11 protein-coding genes and 1 pseudogene are annotated in these 12,251 nt (G+C 63.9%); 6 read left to right on the forward strand and 6 right to left on the reverse strand.

Annotated features, from left to right (window positions below):
* The first annotated feature begins 3 nt into the window (after positions 1 to 3).
* The 3 genes from ETQ85_RS16210 to ETQ85_RS16220 all read left to right on the forward strand — a co-directional run bounded on the left by ETQ85_RS16210 (position 4) and on the right by ETQ85_RS16220 (position 3,192).
* Positions 4 to 1,140: an acyl-CoA dehydrogenase family protein gene (locus ETQ85_RS16210; RefSeq protein ID WP_148580121.1), complete on the forward strand. Its 1,137-nt coding sequence runs from the start codon at positions 4 to 6 to the stop codon at positions 1,138 to 1,140.
* 105 nt (positions 1,141 to 1,245) lie between these two features.
* On the forward strand, positions 1,246 to 2,391 hold the full coding sequence (locus ETQ85_RS16215; protein WP_148580122.1) for a CaiB/BaiF CoA transferase family protein: 1,146 nt from the start codon (positions 1,246 to 1,248) through the stop codon (positions 2,389 to 2,391).
* 24 nt (positions 2,392 to 2,415) lie between these two features.
* Positions 2,416 to 3,192, forward strand: a complete 777-nt coding sequence (locus ETQ85_RS16220; RefSeq protein ID WP_148580123.1) for an enoyl-CoA hydratase — start codon at positions 2,416 to 2,418, stop codon at positions 3,190 to 3,192.
* Positions 3,193 to 3,255: 63 nt separating this feature from the next.
* On the opposite strand, the gene ETQ85_RS16225 is transcribed toward ETQ85_RS16220, so the two are convergent.
* The 3 genes from ETQ85_RS16225 to ETQ85_RS16235 are packed head-to-tail and all read right to left on the reverse strand — an operon-like array spanning position 3,256 to position 5,689.
* Positions 3,256 to 3,759 carry a hypothetical protein gene (locus ETQ85_RS16225; protein ID WP_148580124.1) on the reverse strand — a complete coding sequence of 168 codons (504 nt, stop codon included), beginning with the start codon at positions 3,757 to 3,759 and terminating at the stop codon, positions 3,256 to 3,258.
* Positions 3,756 to 5,063 carry a hypothetical protein gene (locus ETQ85_RS16230; protein ID WP_148580125.1) on the reverse strand — a complete coding sequence of 436 codons (1,308 nt, stop codon included), beginning with the start codon at positions 5,061 to 5,063 and terminating at the stop codon, positions 3,756 to 3,758. Before ETQ85_RS16230 ends, ETQ85_RS16225 begins: the two co-directional genes overlap by 4 nt.
* Positions 5,064 to 5,080: 17 nt before the next feature.
* Positions 5,081 to 5,689 (reverse strand): OmpA family protein, encoded by a 609-nt coding sequence (locus tag ETQ85_RS16235; RefSeq protein WP_148580126.1) that lies wholly within the window; start codon positions 5,687 to 5,689, stop codon positions 5,081 to 5,083.
* Positions 5,690 to 6,118: 429 nt separating this feature from the next.
* Between ETQ85_RS16235 and ETQ85_RS16240 the strand changes: the two genes are divergently transcribed.
* The 3 genes and pseudogenes from ETQ85_RS16240 (at position 6,119) to ETQ85_RS16250 (ending at position 8,242) form a co-directional block, all read left to right on the forward strand.
* Positions 6,119 to 6,490, forward strand: a complete 372-nt coding sequence (locus ETQ85_RS16240; protein ID WP_148580127.1) for a hypothetical protein — start codon at positions 6,119 to 6,121, stop codon at positions 6,488 to 6,490.
* A gap of 433 nt (positions 6,491 to 6,923) precedes the next feature.
* Positions 6,924 to 7,223, forward strand: a pseudogene (locus ETQ85_RS16245) (enoyl-CoA hydratase-related protein); the annotation flags it as partial.
* Positions 7,224 to 7,336: 113 nt separating this feature from the next.
* The gene (locus ETQ85_RS16250; protein WP_148580128.1) at positions 7,337 to 8,242 is read left to right on the forward strand and encodes a glycosyltransferase family 9 protein; all 906 of its coding nucleotides are present in this window, start codon (positions 7,337 to 7,339) and stop codon (positions 8,240 to 8,242) included.
* Between the two features lie 23 nt (positions 8,243 to 8,265).
* Here ETQ85_RS16250 and gpmI read toward each other — a convergent pair whose 3' ends face one another.
* From gpmI to pyrC, 3 genes are all read right to left on the reverse strand, one after another.
* Complete coding sequence (gene gpmI, locus ETQ85_RS16255; protein WP_148580129.1) at positions 8,266 to 9,906, reverse strand: 2,3-bisphosphoglycerate-independent phosphoglycerate mutase; 1,641 nt, start codon at positions 9,904 to 9,906, stop codon at positions 8,266 to 8,268.
* Positions 9,907 to 10,738: 832 nt separating this feature from the next.
* On the reverse strand, positions 10,739 to 11,188 hold the full coding sequence (locus ETQ85_RS16260; protein ID WP_148580130.1) for a hypothetical protein: 450 nt from the start codon (positions 11,186 to 11,188) through the stop codon (positions 10,739 to 10,741).
* A gap of 21 nt (positions 11,189 to 11,209) precedes the next feature.
* Positions 11,210 to 12,244: a dihydroorotase gene (gene pyrC, locus ETQ85_RS16265; RefSeq protein WP_148580131.1), complete on the reverse strand. Its 1,035-nt coding sequence runs from the start codon at positions 12,242 to 12,244 to the stop codon at positions 11,210 to 11,212.
* Positions 12,245 to 12,251: the final 7 nt, after the last annotated feature.

The raw sequence follows: 12,251 nt of genomic DNA on the forward strand, positions 1-12,251 counted from the left end.
ACCATGATCCTCACCCAAGAACAGGAAATGATCCGCGACTCCCTCCGCGCCTTCGCCCAGGAGCGCCTCGCGCCCTTCGCGGCCGAGTGGGACAAGAACCACACCTTCCCCGCCCAGGCCCTCAAGGAACTCGGCGAGCTCGGCGCCCTCGGCATGTGCGTGCCCGAAGAATGGGGCGGTGCCGGCATGGACTACATGAGCCTCGTGCTGGCGCTCGAAGAAATCGCCGCCGGTGACGGTGCCACCTCCACCATCGTGTCGGTGCAGAACTCCCTGCCCTGCGGCATCACCAACAAGTACGGCACCGACGCCCAGAAGGAAGAATGGCTCAAGCCGCTGGCCCGTGGCGAAAAGCTCGGCTGCTTCTGCCTGACCGAGCCGCACACCGGCTCCGATGCCTCGGCCATCACCACCCGCGCCGACCGCGACGGTGACGACTTCATCATCAACGGCGTCAAGCACTACATCACCACCGGCAAGCACGCCGACATGGCCATCGTCTTCGCGGTGACCGACAAGGCTGCCGGCAAGAAGGGCATCTCGTGCTTCCTGGTGCCCACCGCCACGCCCGGCTACACCGTCGCCCGCATCGAACAGAAGATGGGTCAGCACGCCTCCGACACTGCGCAGATCGTCTTTGACAACTGCCGCGTGCCGGCCACCGCCCTGCTCGGCAAGGAAGGCGAAGGCTACAAGATCGCCCTCTCCAACCTCGAAGCCGGCCGCATCGGCATCGCCTCCCAGGCCGTCGGCATGGCCCGCGCCGCCTTTGAAGCCGCCGTCCGCTACGCCAAGGAACGCGTCACCTTCGGCGTGCCGATCATCGAGCATCAGGCGGTCAACTTCCGCCTTGCCGACATGGCCACCCAGCTCGACGCCGCCCGCCTGATGGTGTGGCGCGCCGCCACCCTGAAAGACGCCGGCAAGCCCTGCCTCAAGGAAGCCTCGATGGCCAAGATGTTCGCCTCCGAGATGGCCGAGAAGGTCTGCTCCGACGCCATCCAGATCCACGGCGGCTGCGGCTACACCGACGAGTCCTGTGTCGAGCGCATCTACCGCGACGTGCGGGTGTGCCAGATCTATGAAGGCGCCAACGACATCCAGCGGCTGGTCATCGGCCGCGCCATCGCCGCCGAGTAAATCCCCCCTGTGGGTCGGACTTCAGTCCGACAGCACGGCTTCAGCACCGGCTTGTCGGACTGAAGTCCGACCCACAAGGGCGCTCAATAAAAAAGAGGAGACAGCATGGGACCACTCCACGGCATCAGGATCGTTGAATTCGCCGCCCTCGGCCCGGCCCCGATGAGCTGCATGATCCTCGCCGACCTGGGCGCCGAGGTCGTGCGCATCGAGCGCAAGCTGCCGGCGGGCGCCAAGCCGGCATCCGAACTCTTCGACCCGAAGATCGACATCCTCAACCGCAGCCGGCGGGTCGTCAGCCTCGACCTGAAGAAGCCCGAAGGCCTCGCCGCCGCCAAACAACTGGCAGCCAGCGCCGACGTGCTGATCGAAGGCTTCCGGCCCGGCGTGATGGAACGCCTCGGCCTCGGCCCGGACGATTGCCTCGCCGCCAACCCGCGTCTCGTCTACGGCCGCATGACCGGCTGGGGCCAGACCGGACCGCTGGCCAACGCCGCTGGCCACGACATCAACTACCTGTCCCTGTCCGGCGCACTGCACGCCATCGGCGAGCCCGGCGGCAAGCCGGTGGTGCCGCTCAACCTGGTTGCCGACTGTGGCGGTGGCGCCATGCTGCTGGTGGTCGGCGTCCTCGCCGCAGCCCTCGAAGCACGCAGCTCCGGCAAGGGCCAGGTGGTCGATGCCGCCATGACCGACGGCTCGGCCCTGCTGATGACCATGATGTACACCCTCAAGGCCATGGGCAACTGGACGCAGGAACGCGGCAGCAACCTGCTCGATGGCGGCGCCCACTTCTACGACACCTACCGCTGTGCCGACGGCAAGTACATTTCCATCGGCCCCATCGAACCCCAGTTCTACACCCTGTTCCTGCAAAAGACCGGCATCACCGACCCGGACTTCAAGCAGCAGTGGGAGCGCACCCGCTGGCCCGAGCTGAAGACCCGCCTCGCCGCCCACCTCGAAACCCGCACACGCGACGAATGGTGTGCGCTGCTGGAAGGCAGCGACGCCTGCGTGGCGCCGGTGCTCGACATGGACGAAGCGCCCGAACACCCGCACAATCAGGCCCGCGGCACGTTCATCGAAGTCGGCGGAGTCATCCAGCCGGCCCCGGCACCCCGCTTCAGCCGCAGTATTCCCGCGCAACCGCGTCCGCCCGTAGTCGGTGCCACGGGCGCAGACGTGCTTTCCGACTGGGGTTTTGCCCCGGACGAGATCGACGCGTTGCGCATGGCGGGGGCAATCTGATAACAGCAGCAACAGGAGAACAAATTGGACTATCAGAACATCATCGTCGAAACCCGCGGCAAGGTCGGCCTCATCACCCTCAACCGCCCCAAGGCCCTCAACGCCCTCAACGACGCCCTCGTCGATGAGCTGGTCGTGGCCCTCAACGGCTTTGAAGCCGACGAAGCCATTGGCTGCATCGTCATCACCGGCTCCGACAAGGCCTTCGCCGCCGGCGCCGACATCGGCATGATGGCCACCTACGACTACATGGACGTCTACAAGGGCGACTACATCACCCGCAACTGGGAGCGCGTCAAAACCTGTCGCAAGCCGGTGATCGCCGCAGTGGCCGGCTTCGCCCTCGGCGGCGGCTGCGAGCTGGCGATGAGCTGCGACATGATCTACGCCGCCGATACCGCCAAGTTCGGCCAGCCCGAAGTGAAGCTCGGCATCCTGCCCGGTGCCGGCGGCACCCAGCGTCTGCCCCGCGCCGTCGGCAAGGCCAAGGCCATGGACCTGTGCCTCACCGCCCGCATGATGGACGCCACCGAAGCCGAACGCGCCGGCCTCGTTGCCCGCATCATCCCGGCCGAGCAACTGCTCGAAGAAACCCTCAAGGCCGCCACCGCCATCGCCGGCTACTCGCTGCCGGTGGTCATGATGATCAAGGAATCGGTGAACCGCTCCTTCGAAAGCAGCCTCAACGAAGGCCTGCTCTTCGAACGTCGCGTCTTCCACTCGGCCTTCGCCCTCGAAGACCAGAAGGAAGGCATGGCCGCCTTCGTCGAAAAGCGCAAGGCCCAGTTCAAGAACAAGTAAGCGTCGTTCAGGAACACGGAGGTGCGAGGGGCTACGGCCCCTTTTTAATTCACCCCAATCGTCCTAATAGCAGACGGCTCGCTGCACCCACTCTTCACTTGAATTACAAGTCATCATTGTCGTGCAATAGCGGCCAGTTTTCGGGAAGTAGTTATAGCTCTTCTCTCTCCCATTAGCGCAGCGCACAACGATCGCCTTGTTTTCGTCCTTAAGCAGCCAGAATTCCTTGATCCGCTCAATAGACCCCGATTTTTCCGGCTCCGCTGAAGTTCTAGAGCTCGCATCTGCCCTCTTGCCGCCGCCTTTGGTCGTTGATGAAGAGCTTTCAGATGCATGAGAAGTACCACTACTCGACGTCATTAAACGTCGCAGATCCTCAACCCGCCCTTTGTCGACCTCTGAAAATCGGGTGATGAAATTCGCGCCTTCATCTGCCAAACCCGGAACTATCGCACTGCGCGATAGCCCGGCACCGGGACGCTGGAGATCGCTGAAATTGATGTCCTCTGCTAATGCCGGCAGTGCAGCCAAGCCCAGCACCACGCACCACACCAGACGCCCGATCATTTCAGCAACTCCATGCTCTTGAAACCGAGCGTAGCGCGCCCGTCTCCATCGGCCCAGTAGGCCGTGTAGCCGCCTGCCGAACCGCGTTGAAAGAAGGCCACTTGAACCTGCCCGAAATTCACCGGCACGGTAGCCGTGTAATCGGGTGGACTCAGTGTCACCGTCACCTGCCCGGTGCGCACGTCGTCGGCACGCTTGTCGAAGTTGCCCAGCCAGTTCGACGCCTGCAGGCCATGACGAGGCAGCAGCAGCTCGGTGGAGAGGGTCACCCGGTAAGTACCCAAACGCAGGCGAATCGGCGTTCCGCTTTGCCTGGCACGCACCGTCACCGTACCGCTGACCGCACGCTGGGCGGTGAAGTTGTAGCGGCACAACATCCAGCAGCGGCCCTCACCCGACGTGGTTTGCCCCGGGTTGAGGCGGAAATCCATGTCCAGCAGACGGCTCTTGTCCACCAGCGTGGCCACCGCCAAGTTTTCCATCATTGCCCGGTGCTCGTCGCTGCGCATGAGCTTCTGCGCGGCCCGTGCATCGGCCGGATCCTTGATCAGCAGATAGGCGTGGTAATAGCCCTCGAAAGTGTTCTGCGCGCGCATCTTGTTGATCAGCGCGAGGAAGACCTTCGGCGCCTTGTTGTCCGGGTCACGACGGGCAAACTCAACCAGAAAGTCCTTCATCTGCTCCGGCGTCGCATCCGCCGCCATCGCCGTCTTTGCTGACGCGTCGTAACGCTCGCGAAACCGCGGATCGATGCGGTCGAAATAACTCGACGGCTTGCCGTCCCAGCCAAGGTAGATCAGCGCATGCGACTGCAGATCGTCGATGGGCGGCATCAGCAGGTAGAAAGTATCCCCCGGCTGCACGACGAGGGCCGAACCGCCGCGCTTGTCCCGCAATTCGGTCACGCCTTCATACCCCAGCGGCTGATGCTGAAAGCCCACCTTGTCGCGCAGGCGCAGGCTCGAATACGAAATGATCGCGCTTTCCGGACGGCCCTTGCGATGCAACCCGAGGATTTCGAGCAGCGTGCCCTTTTCGCCCACCCACATGCGTTCGAGCTTCAGCGCCGGATTGCTGGCATCCTCCTGAAAGGCCTCGGAAACAAGCCCCAGCTTGTGTTCCCGCGCGCTGGGGTTGTCGGCCCGGAAACGCTTGAGAATGGCCTTCGAGGTGTCGGCCTCAATCGTGTCGATGACTTCCGGTGCATCGGGGGCAGCCACTGCGCCCCCTGCGTCGGCGGCCTGGACCTGCACTGCCCAAACGGACAGCAGGCCCAGCGCCAGGCGTGTGATGGCTAGCTTCATTTCCATCACGCACCAGCTCAGTTCTTGGAATCGGAACCGAACACCTTGTTCATCACTTCCCCGGCACTCTTGAGAAACTCGCCCAGCCCTTCGGACAAGCGATCGCCCAGGGAGGTGCCGCCGATGTTCTCCACCGATTCGCCCAGCACCACGATGTTGGTGCGGCGGTTGGCCTGACGCCCCTCGGCCGTGTTGTTGTCGCCCACCGGTTTATTCATGCCAAAACCCGTCGCGGTGATCCGGGTGGTCGCCACGCCCTTGGCCACCAGCGCCTGCTTCACCGAAGCCGCACGACGCTCGGACAGGGTCTGGTTCAGGTTGGCCGCCCCCACGTTGTCGGTGTAACCCTCGATGGCCACGTTGGCCTTGGTCTTTTCCTTCAGGATCTTGGCAACCCGCTCGATAAAGACCTGCCCCTCCTGCTTGACGTCCGACTTGCCCGTATCAAACAGGATGCGGTCGTCCGAAGTGATCTGCGCACCACGAGTGGTCTGCGTCACCTTGACCGCATTGCGCTTGGCCGAATCCGTATCGGTGCCCTTGCCATTGCCCGGCGCGCTCGCACAACCCGCCAGAATCAGTCCGGCCACCGCAATCGCCACATACCGCCGCTTCGCATTGAACATTTGATATTTCCTTGTTGGTCTTGTTGTCACACCGATGGCACCGAACCGGGATGCAAGCCCGGAATAGCAGAACTCCCGATGCTTTCATATCGGAAACAAATTGTCATTATTGATATCAGCTAGGCACGAAATCTTGTCACGCACCTGTACGATCGACGCCACACGCCGTGCACACGACTCGCCACCCCGTGAATTCGACTCACCCGAACCGGATATCGATGCGCAAGCCCGCGTAAAGAACCCGCAGCACCGCGAGTCGAATCCACACTCCTGCAAATTCAATTCGCAAGGCCGCGAGATCGACTCGCAAGCCTGCATATCGAACCCGCAAGCGCAACAATGCCATCCGCTTGCCCCAAATGCATACCATGGCGTAGTGTAGCGAACCCCGCACGTACGCAAACCGCAGAGCAACCGAAAGGAGAAGACATGGCAAGCGCCGCAAACCCCCGCATCGCCCCGCAACAGATCGAAGCCGACATCGAAACCTATCTGGCACTCAAGGTGATCGACAACTACACCCCTCACAACGCCCGCTACGCCCTGCCGTCCGCCGCCGATGCCCTCGCCCGCCTGCGCACCGTCGAAGAAGCCGCCATCCACGCCCACAACACCCTCTCCGCCGCCCGCGACGCCCTCCTCACCGCCCAGCGCGACTTCCACGAAATCATCCTCGGCGCCAAAAACGAAGCCCGCGCCCTATTCGGCCCCGACTCGGATCAAGTTGCATCGCTGGGGCTCAAGAAGAAGTCGGAACGGAGCAAACCGAAGCGGGTGGTGAAGGGGGTGGCGGAGGAGTGAGATCGGGTGGGTCCGCCCAGTTAAGGACGACCAAGCGCCAGGAAAGGAAACGGTGGCCGGAGGGGCCGCCGTTGTTAGCGGGAGTTCTGATGAGTTACCGCTGAGCGCTTACTAATAGCGCAATTAAAGGGCGTTATCGGCCATCGGCCAACCTTACTGACCATCCGCCTCGTACCCAATTAGAGTTAGTCCGTCAAACGAGTCACTATGAATTACTTTAGTCCGGCCAACTCCTCCTACATTCCACCGAGAAACCGTTTGTACAGTTCGCCGTACTGGGTCGATGGAATCTCCGCCAACTTGTTGCCGTGCCGGACGAAAAATAAGCCATTGAAGCTCGATGGCTCGTCCTGCGCCCGTGGGACTTCGCTGGGCCAAAAGCAGCCCCATACATGCCAGCAGCACCGTTGACAACGGCTAGTCCGGTCTTCCGTGCCTCACCGCCCGCATGATGGACGCCACCGAAGCCGAACGTGCCGGCCTCGTCGCCCGCATCATCCCCGCCGAGCAACTGCTCGAAGAAACCCTCAAGGCCGCCACCGCCATCGCCGGCTACTCGCTGCCGGTGGTCATGATGATCAAGGAATCGGTGAACCGCTCCTTCGAAAGCAGCCTCAACGAAGGCCTGCTCTTCGAACGTCGCGTCTTCCACTCGGCCTTCGCCCTCGAAGACCAGAAGGAAGGCATGGCCGCCTTCGTCGAGAAGCGCAAGGCCGAGTTCAAGAACCGCTGATCGCCAGAGCGGAGGTGCGCTGCCGGAGGCGATCCCTTAAACTTCGCGACCACTTCGCGTCGGCCAGCCTGCAGGGCTGCGGCGCCGGTCATTGAGAACAAGGGATCACTCACGTGCAGCGCGCCACTTCACCGGAAGACCACACCGGCACCCCGTCCAGCATCGGACGGGTCACTGCCTACATCGACGTCAGCGAAATGCGGCTCGGCGACCGGATGGCCTGCGCCTGGTTTGCCCAGCACCGCCACCGCCTTTCCGGCGAACGCTTCGCGGCGATCGACCGGCACCCCACGCTGTCGGCCGACTTCCCGCTGCCACGCTATTTCGCCAAGACCTTTGTCGACTGGACAGAGCAACAGATCGCCCTGGCGGCGCTGCCCCAATGGCAGCAGGGCAACCTGTGGATCACCGTCACCAACGCCTTCGCCCTCGCCCCCCATGCGGGCCACTTCGAGAGCCTGCCGGAGAGCGTGACCAGCCTGGCCCTTGAACTGCGCGCCAAATCACCGCCCGGGCGCCCGCGGGTGCTGATCCACGTACTCGACGACGCCCCCTACAACCTGGCGCGGCGCTGGCGACGCAAGGATGCCAACCAGCTCGCCGAGGCGCTCCGTCGGCAGGGCTGCGAAGTGGTGCTGCTCAACCCCACCGCCGCGCAATTCATCGGCGGTTTCGAGCGGATGCTTGCCGAGATGCTCGCCGCAGACATCTTCGTCGGCGGCGACACCGGCCCGACCCACGTCTTTGCACTGCTGTGCGCCGACAAGCCGCAGGTCGCCCTCTACCCGTCGATGCTGCGCGACCAGCAGAACTTTGCCCACGAACAGGCCAGCCTCGGGCTGCCGCTCCCGTGGAACAGCCTGCCCAAGCGTCCGGATATTCGGGTCATCGAAATGGACCGGCGGCGCTCCCTGATCTGGCGCGGCTGGCAACCGCTGATCCGGCGCACCGGCGCCTTCGACGGCCTCAAGGTAGCCCGGCAGGTCATGGACGCCCTGGCCAGCCAGCCTCAAGCCTGACCCAGGGCTCCCAGACACAAGACTTACTTCACTTCCAGCACGCCCTCGTCCCACTTGGCGTGCTTCTCCAGCCCGAGCAGGTTCGCCACCGTGGCCGCAATGCTCGACAGGCCGGCGGTCGGCGTCTGCGTGAGGCCGAGCTTGCCGCCACTGACCTTGTCGAAGAGCACCAGCGGCACCGGGTTGAGGGTGTGGGCGGTCTTGGCCTTGTAGGAGCCATCCTTGTGCAGGGCGGGCTGTTTGGTCTTCTTGTCGAGTTCGAACATCTCGTCGGCGTTGCCGTGGTCGGCGGTGATCAGGGCGACGCCGCCGGCGGCTTCGATGGCCGGCAGCAGGCGCGCGAGGGCCAGGTCGACGGCTTCGACGGCCATGGTGGCGGCGCGGAAGTTGCCGGTGTGGCCGACCATGTCGCCGTTGGCGTAGTTGCAGCGCAGGATCCGGTACTTGCCAGTGTGGATGGCGGCAATCATGGCATCGGTGATTTCGGCGGCCTTCATCCACGGGCGCTGCTCGAAGGGCACCACGTCGCTGGGGACTTCCTGCCAGGTTTCGCCGTCGAACTTGTTGGAGCGGTTGCCGTTCCAGAAGTAGGTGACATGGCCGAACTTCTGGGTTTCGGAGCAGGCAAACTGGGCAAGGCCAGCCTTGCTGAACCATTCGCCGGAGGTGTCCTTGATGGCCGGCGGGGCGACGAGGAAGCGCTTGGGCAGTTGCAGGTCGCCGTCGTACTGGAGCATGCCGGCGTAGGTGACCTTGGGAGCACGCACGCGGTCGAACTTGTCGAAGCTGTCCTCGACGAAGGCGCGGGTGATTTCGATGGCGCGGTCGCCACGGAAGTTGAAGAAGACGACCGAATCACCGTCCTCGATGGTGCCGATGGGCTTGCCGCCGTCGGCAATGACGAACTCCGGCAGGTCCTGGTCGATGGTACCAGGGTGCTTGTCGCGCAGGCCGTTCACCGCGTCGGTGGCGTTGGCAAACTGCGTGCCCTCGCCCAGCACGTGGGTCTTCCAGCCTTTTTCCACCATCGGCCAGTTGGCGTCGTAGCGGTCCATGGTGATGTACTGGCGGCCACCGCCGGAGGCGATGCGGGCATCGAAGCCGTCAACGCTGACATCCTTCAGGAAGGCTTCGAAGGGCACCACGTAGTCGAGGGCGCTGGTCTCGGGCACGTCGCGGCCGTCAAGCAAGGCGTGAATGCGCACGGTCTGGATGCCCTCGGCCTTGGCCTGCACGACCATCGCCTTCAGGTGATCGATGTGGCTGTGCACGTTGCCATCGGAGAACAGGCCGATGAAGTGAATCACGCCACGCCCGGCCTTGGCGCCCGCCACGATCTGCTGCCACGCCTCGCCCTGCCAAATGGCACCGTTGGCGATGGCGTCGGCCACCAGCGCGGCGCCCTGGGCATACACCTGGCCAGCGCCGATAGCGTTGTGGCCGACTTCCGAGTTGCCCATGTCGTCGTCGGAGGGCATGCCCACCGCGGTGCCGTGGGCACGCAGGGTGATGTTCGGGCATTCGGCAAACAAACGGTCGAGGGTCGGCTTGCGGGCGGCGGCGATGGCGCTGCCGACGTCGGTCTTGGGAACGCCGTAACCGTCCATGACGATGACGACAACCGGGCCCGGAACGCCGGGAAAGGCGGAGAGTTTCTGCAGCATGATCGATTCCAGAAGAAAGAATTCGGGGCCGGCGCGACAGGAAAAACCCCGACAGCATCCGGCTGGCCCGCCATTTTCCTTCAAATCGGGGCGGTGGTCACCGCCCGATGCGATGCACGGAGCAATCGCCCACGCAGCGTCGCCTCAACAGACAACCATCCCGCCATCCATGGGGGTCGGACTTCAGTCCGACTCGGACACTGAACCTGTGCTGTCGGACGCTGAACCCGCGTTGTCGGACTGAAGTCCGACCCACAAAAACGCGGGCCGCGATCACTCGTCGGGCGGTTTGATCGGTCAGCGCCTGATGCGATGCACGGAGCAATCGCCCACGCAGCGTCGCCTCAACAGACAACCATCCCGCCATCCATGGGGGTCGGACTTCAGTCCGACTCGGACACTGAACCTGTGCTGTCGGACTGAAGTCCGACCCACAAAAACGCAGGCCGCGATCACTCGTCGGGCGGTTTGATCGGTCAGCGCCTGATGCGATGCACGGAGCAATCGCCCACACAGCGCCGCCTCAACAGGCAACCATCCCGCCATCCATGTGGGTCGGACTTCAGTCCGACTCGGACGCTGAACCCGTGCTGTCGGACTGAAGTCCGACCCACAAAACACAGGCCGCGATCACTCGTCGGGCGGTTTGATCGGTCAGCGCCTGATGCGATGCACGGAGCAATCGCCCACACAGCGCCGCCTCAACAGACGACCATCCCGCCATCCATGTGGGTCGGACTTCAGTCCGACTCGGACGCTGAACCCGTGCTGTCGGACGCTGAACCTGCGTTGTCGGACTGAAGTCCGACCCACAAAAACGCAGGCCCCGCGATCACTCGTCGGGCGGTTTGATCGGTGTGGCGGGCTGTTCGGCGGGGATGAATTCGAGCTGGCCGCTCTTGCGGCTGAAGGTGCCGGCGAGCTTGCCCGGCGGCTCGTCGGGCGCGTCCTTCCAGCGCTGCAGTTCGCAGTTTTCAGTGCCGACGAGATACCAGTTCTTGCCCTGCTTGAGAGCCCACATGTAGTCGCCGGCCTCATACACCTCGACCTTCACGCTGCCTGCCACGCCGGGCCTGATCTCGTGGCGGCGCAGGCAGGTGGGCATGCGCGACACAACGATGGCCTGCTCCACCTCGTCGCTCCAGAACCAGCGCTGTTCCCGCAGCAGGGAGAGGGATTCATCCTTGCTGCCACCGATGAGAAAGGCAATGCCTTCGTTCTCGCAGGCAGCGAGAAAGGGCACGGCAGCGAGGATCAGCAGGGACTTGAGGTTCAGGCGCATCGTCGGCTCACAGGTTAAGGCTCAGACCAGCTTCCAGTGGACCTGCTCGCCACCGCGCAGGGGCACCAGCGGATCGCCGGGCAGATAGTCGAAGCCGGCCGGCACGTCCCAGCTTTCCCTGGCCAGCGTGATGGTCTCGGTATTGCGCGGCAGGCGGTAGAAGTCGGGGCCGTTGAAGCTGGCAAAGGCTTCCAGCTTGTCCAGCGCGCCGGCCTGCTCGAAAGCTTCGGCGTACAGCTCGATGCCGGCGTGGGAGGTGTAGCAGCCGGCACAGCCGCAGGCGGCTTCCTTGGTGCTCTTGGCGTGGGGTGCCGAGTCGGTGCCGAGGAAGAACTTGTTGCTGCCGGACGTGGCCACCCGCACCAGTGCTTCGCGGTGGGTTTCACGCTTGAGCACCGGCAGGCAGTAGTGATGCGGACGGATGCCGCCAGCGAAGATTGCGTTACGGTTGAGGAGCAGGTGGTGGGCGGTGATGGTGGCGCCCACGTTGGCCCCTGCTTCGCTCACGAATTGCGCTGCCTCGGCCGTCGTGATGTGCTCGAAGACAATGCGCAGGGCCGGGAAGCGCGCTGCAAGCGGCGCCAGTACGCGATCGATAAAGACGCGCTCGCGATCAAAGATATCAACGTCAGCATGAGTTACCTCGCCATGAACACACAGGGCAATGCCCTTTTCCGCCATCCGTTCGAGAACGGGATACACCTTGGCGATGTCGGTGACACCCGCATCCGAGTTGGTCGTTGCGCCGGCCGGGTAGAGCTTGGCGGCGGGAATGAAGCCGCTGGCCGCGGCCTTGTCGATCTCTTCGGGCTTGAGGGTGTCGGTGAGATACAACGTCATCAGCGGATCGAACTTGAGCCCGGCCGGCACCGCGGCCTGGATGCGCGCCCGGTAGGCGGCGGCCTGCTCGACGGTGGTCACCGGCGGACGCAGGTTGGGCATGATCAGCGCGCGGCCGAAGCGGCGGGCGGTATCGGGCACCACGGCAGCCAGGGCGGCGCCATCGCGCACGTGCAGGTGCCAGTCGTCGGGGCGGGTGAGGGTCAGGTTCGGCATGGCGGTT

It is taken from the genome of Zoogloea oleivorans (assembly GCF_008107625.1).
GTDB lineage: Bacteria > Pseudomonadota > Gammaproteobacteria > Burkholderiales > Rhodocyclaceae > Zoogloea > Zoogloea oleivorans.

Coding starts and splice junctions, on each gene's coding strand:
- ETQ85_RS16235 (WP_148580126.1), bottom strand. CDS start 5,689: ATGTTCAATGCGAAGCGGCGGTATGTGGCGATTGCGGTGGCCGGACTG.
- gpmI (WP_148580129.1), bottom strand. CDS start 9,906: ATGCTGCAGAAACTCTCCGCCTTTCCCGGCGTTCCGGGCCCGGTTGTC.
- ETQ85_RS16210 (WP_148580121.1), top strand. CDS start 4: ATGATCCTCACCCAAGAACAGGAAATGATCCGCGACTCCCTCCGCGCC.
- pyrC (WP_148580131.1), bottom strand. CDS start 12,244: ATGCCGAACCTGACCCTCACCCGCCCCGACGACTGGCACCTGCACGTG.
- ETQ85_RS16260 (WP_148580130.1), bottom strand. CDS start 11,188: ATGCGCCTGAACCTCAAGTCCCTGCTGATCCTCGCTGCCGTGCCCTTT.
- ETQ85_RS16225 (WP_148580124.1), bottom strand. CDS start 3,759: ATGATCGGGCGTCTGGTGTGGTGCGTGGTGCTGGGCTTGGCTGCACTG.
- ETQ85_RS16240 (WP_148580127.1), top strand. CDS start 6,119: ATGGCAAGCGCCGCAAACCCCCGCATCGCCCCGCAACAGATCGAAGCC.
- ETQ85_RS16230 (WP_148580125.1), bottom strand. CDS start 5,063: ATGAAGCTAGCCATCACACGCCTGGCGCTGGGCCTGCTGTCCGTTTGG.
- ETQ85_RS16215 (WP_148580122.1), top strand. CDS start 1,246: ATGGGACCACTCCACGGCATCAGGATCGTTGAATTCGCCGCCCTCGGC.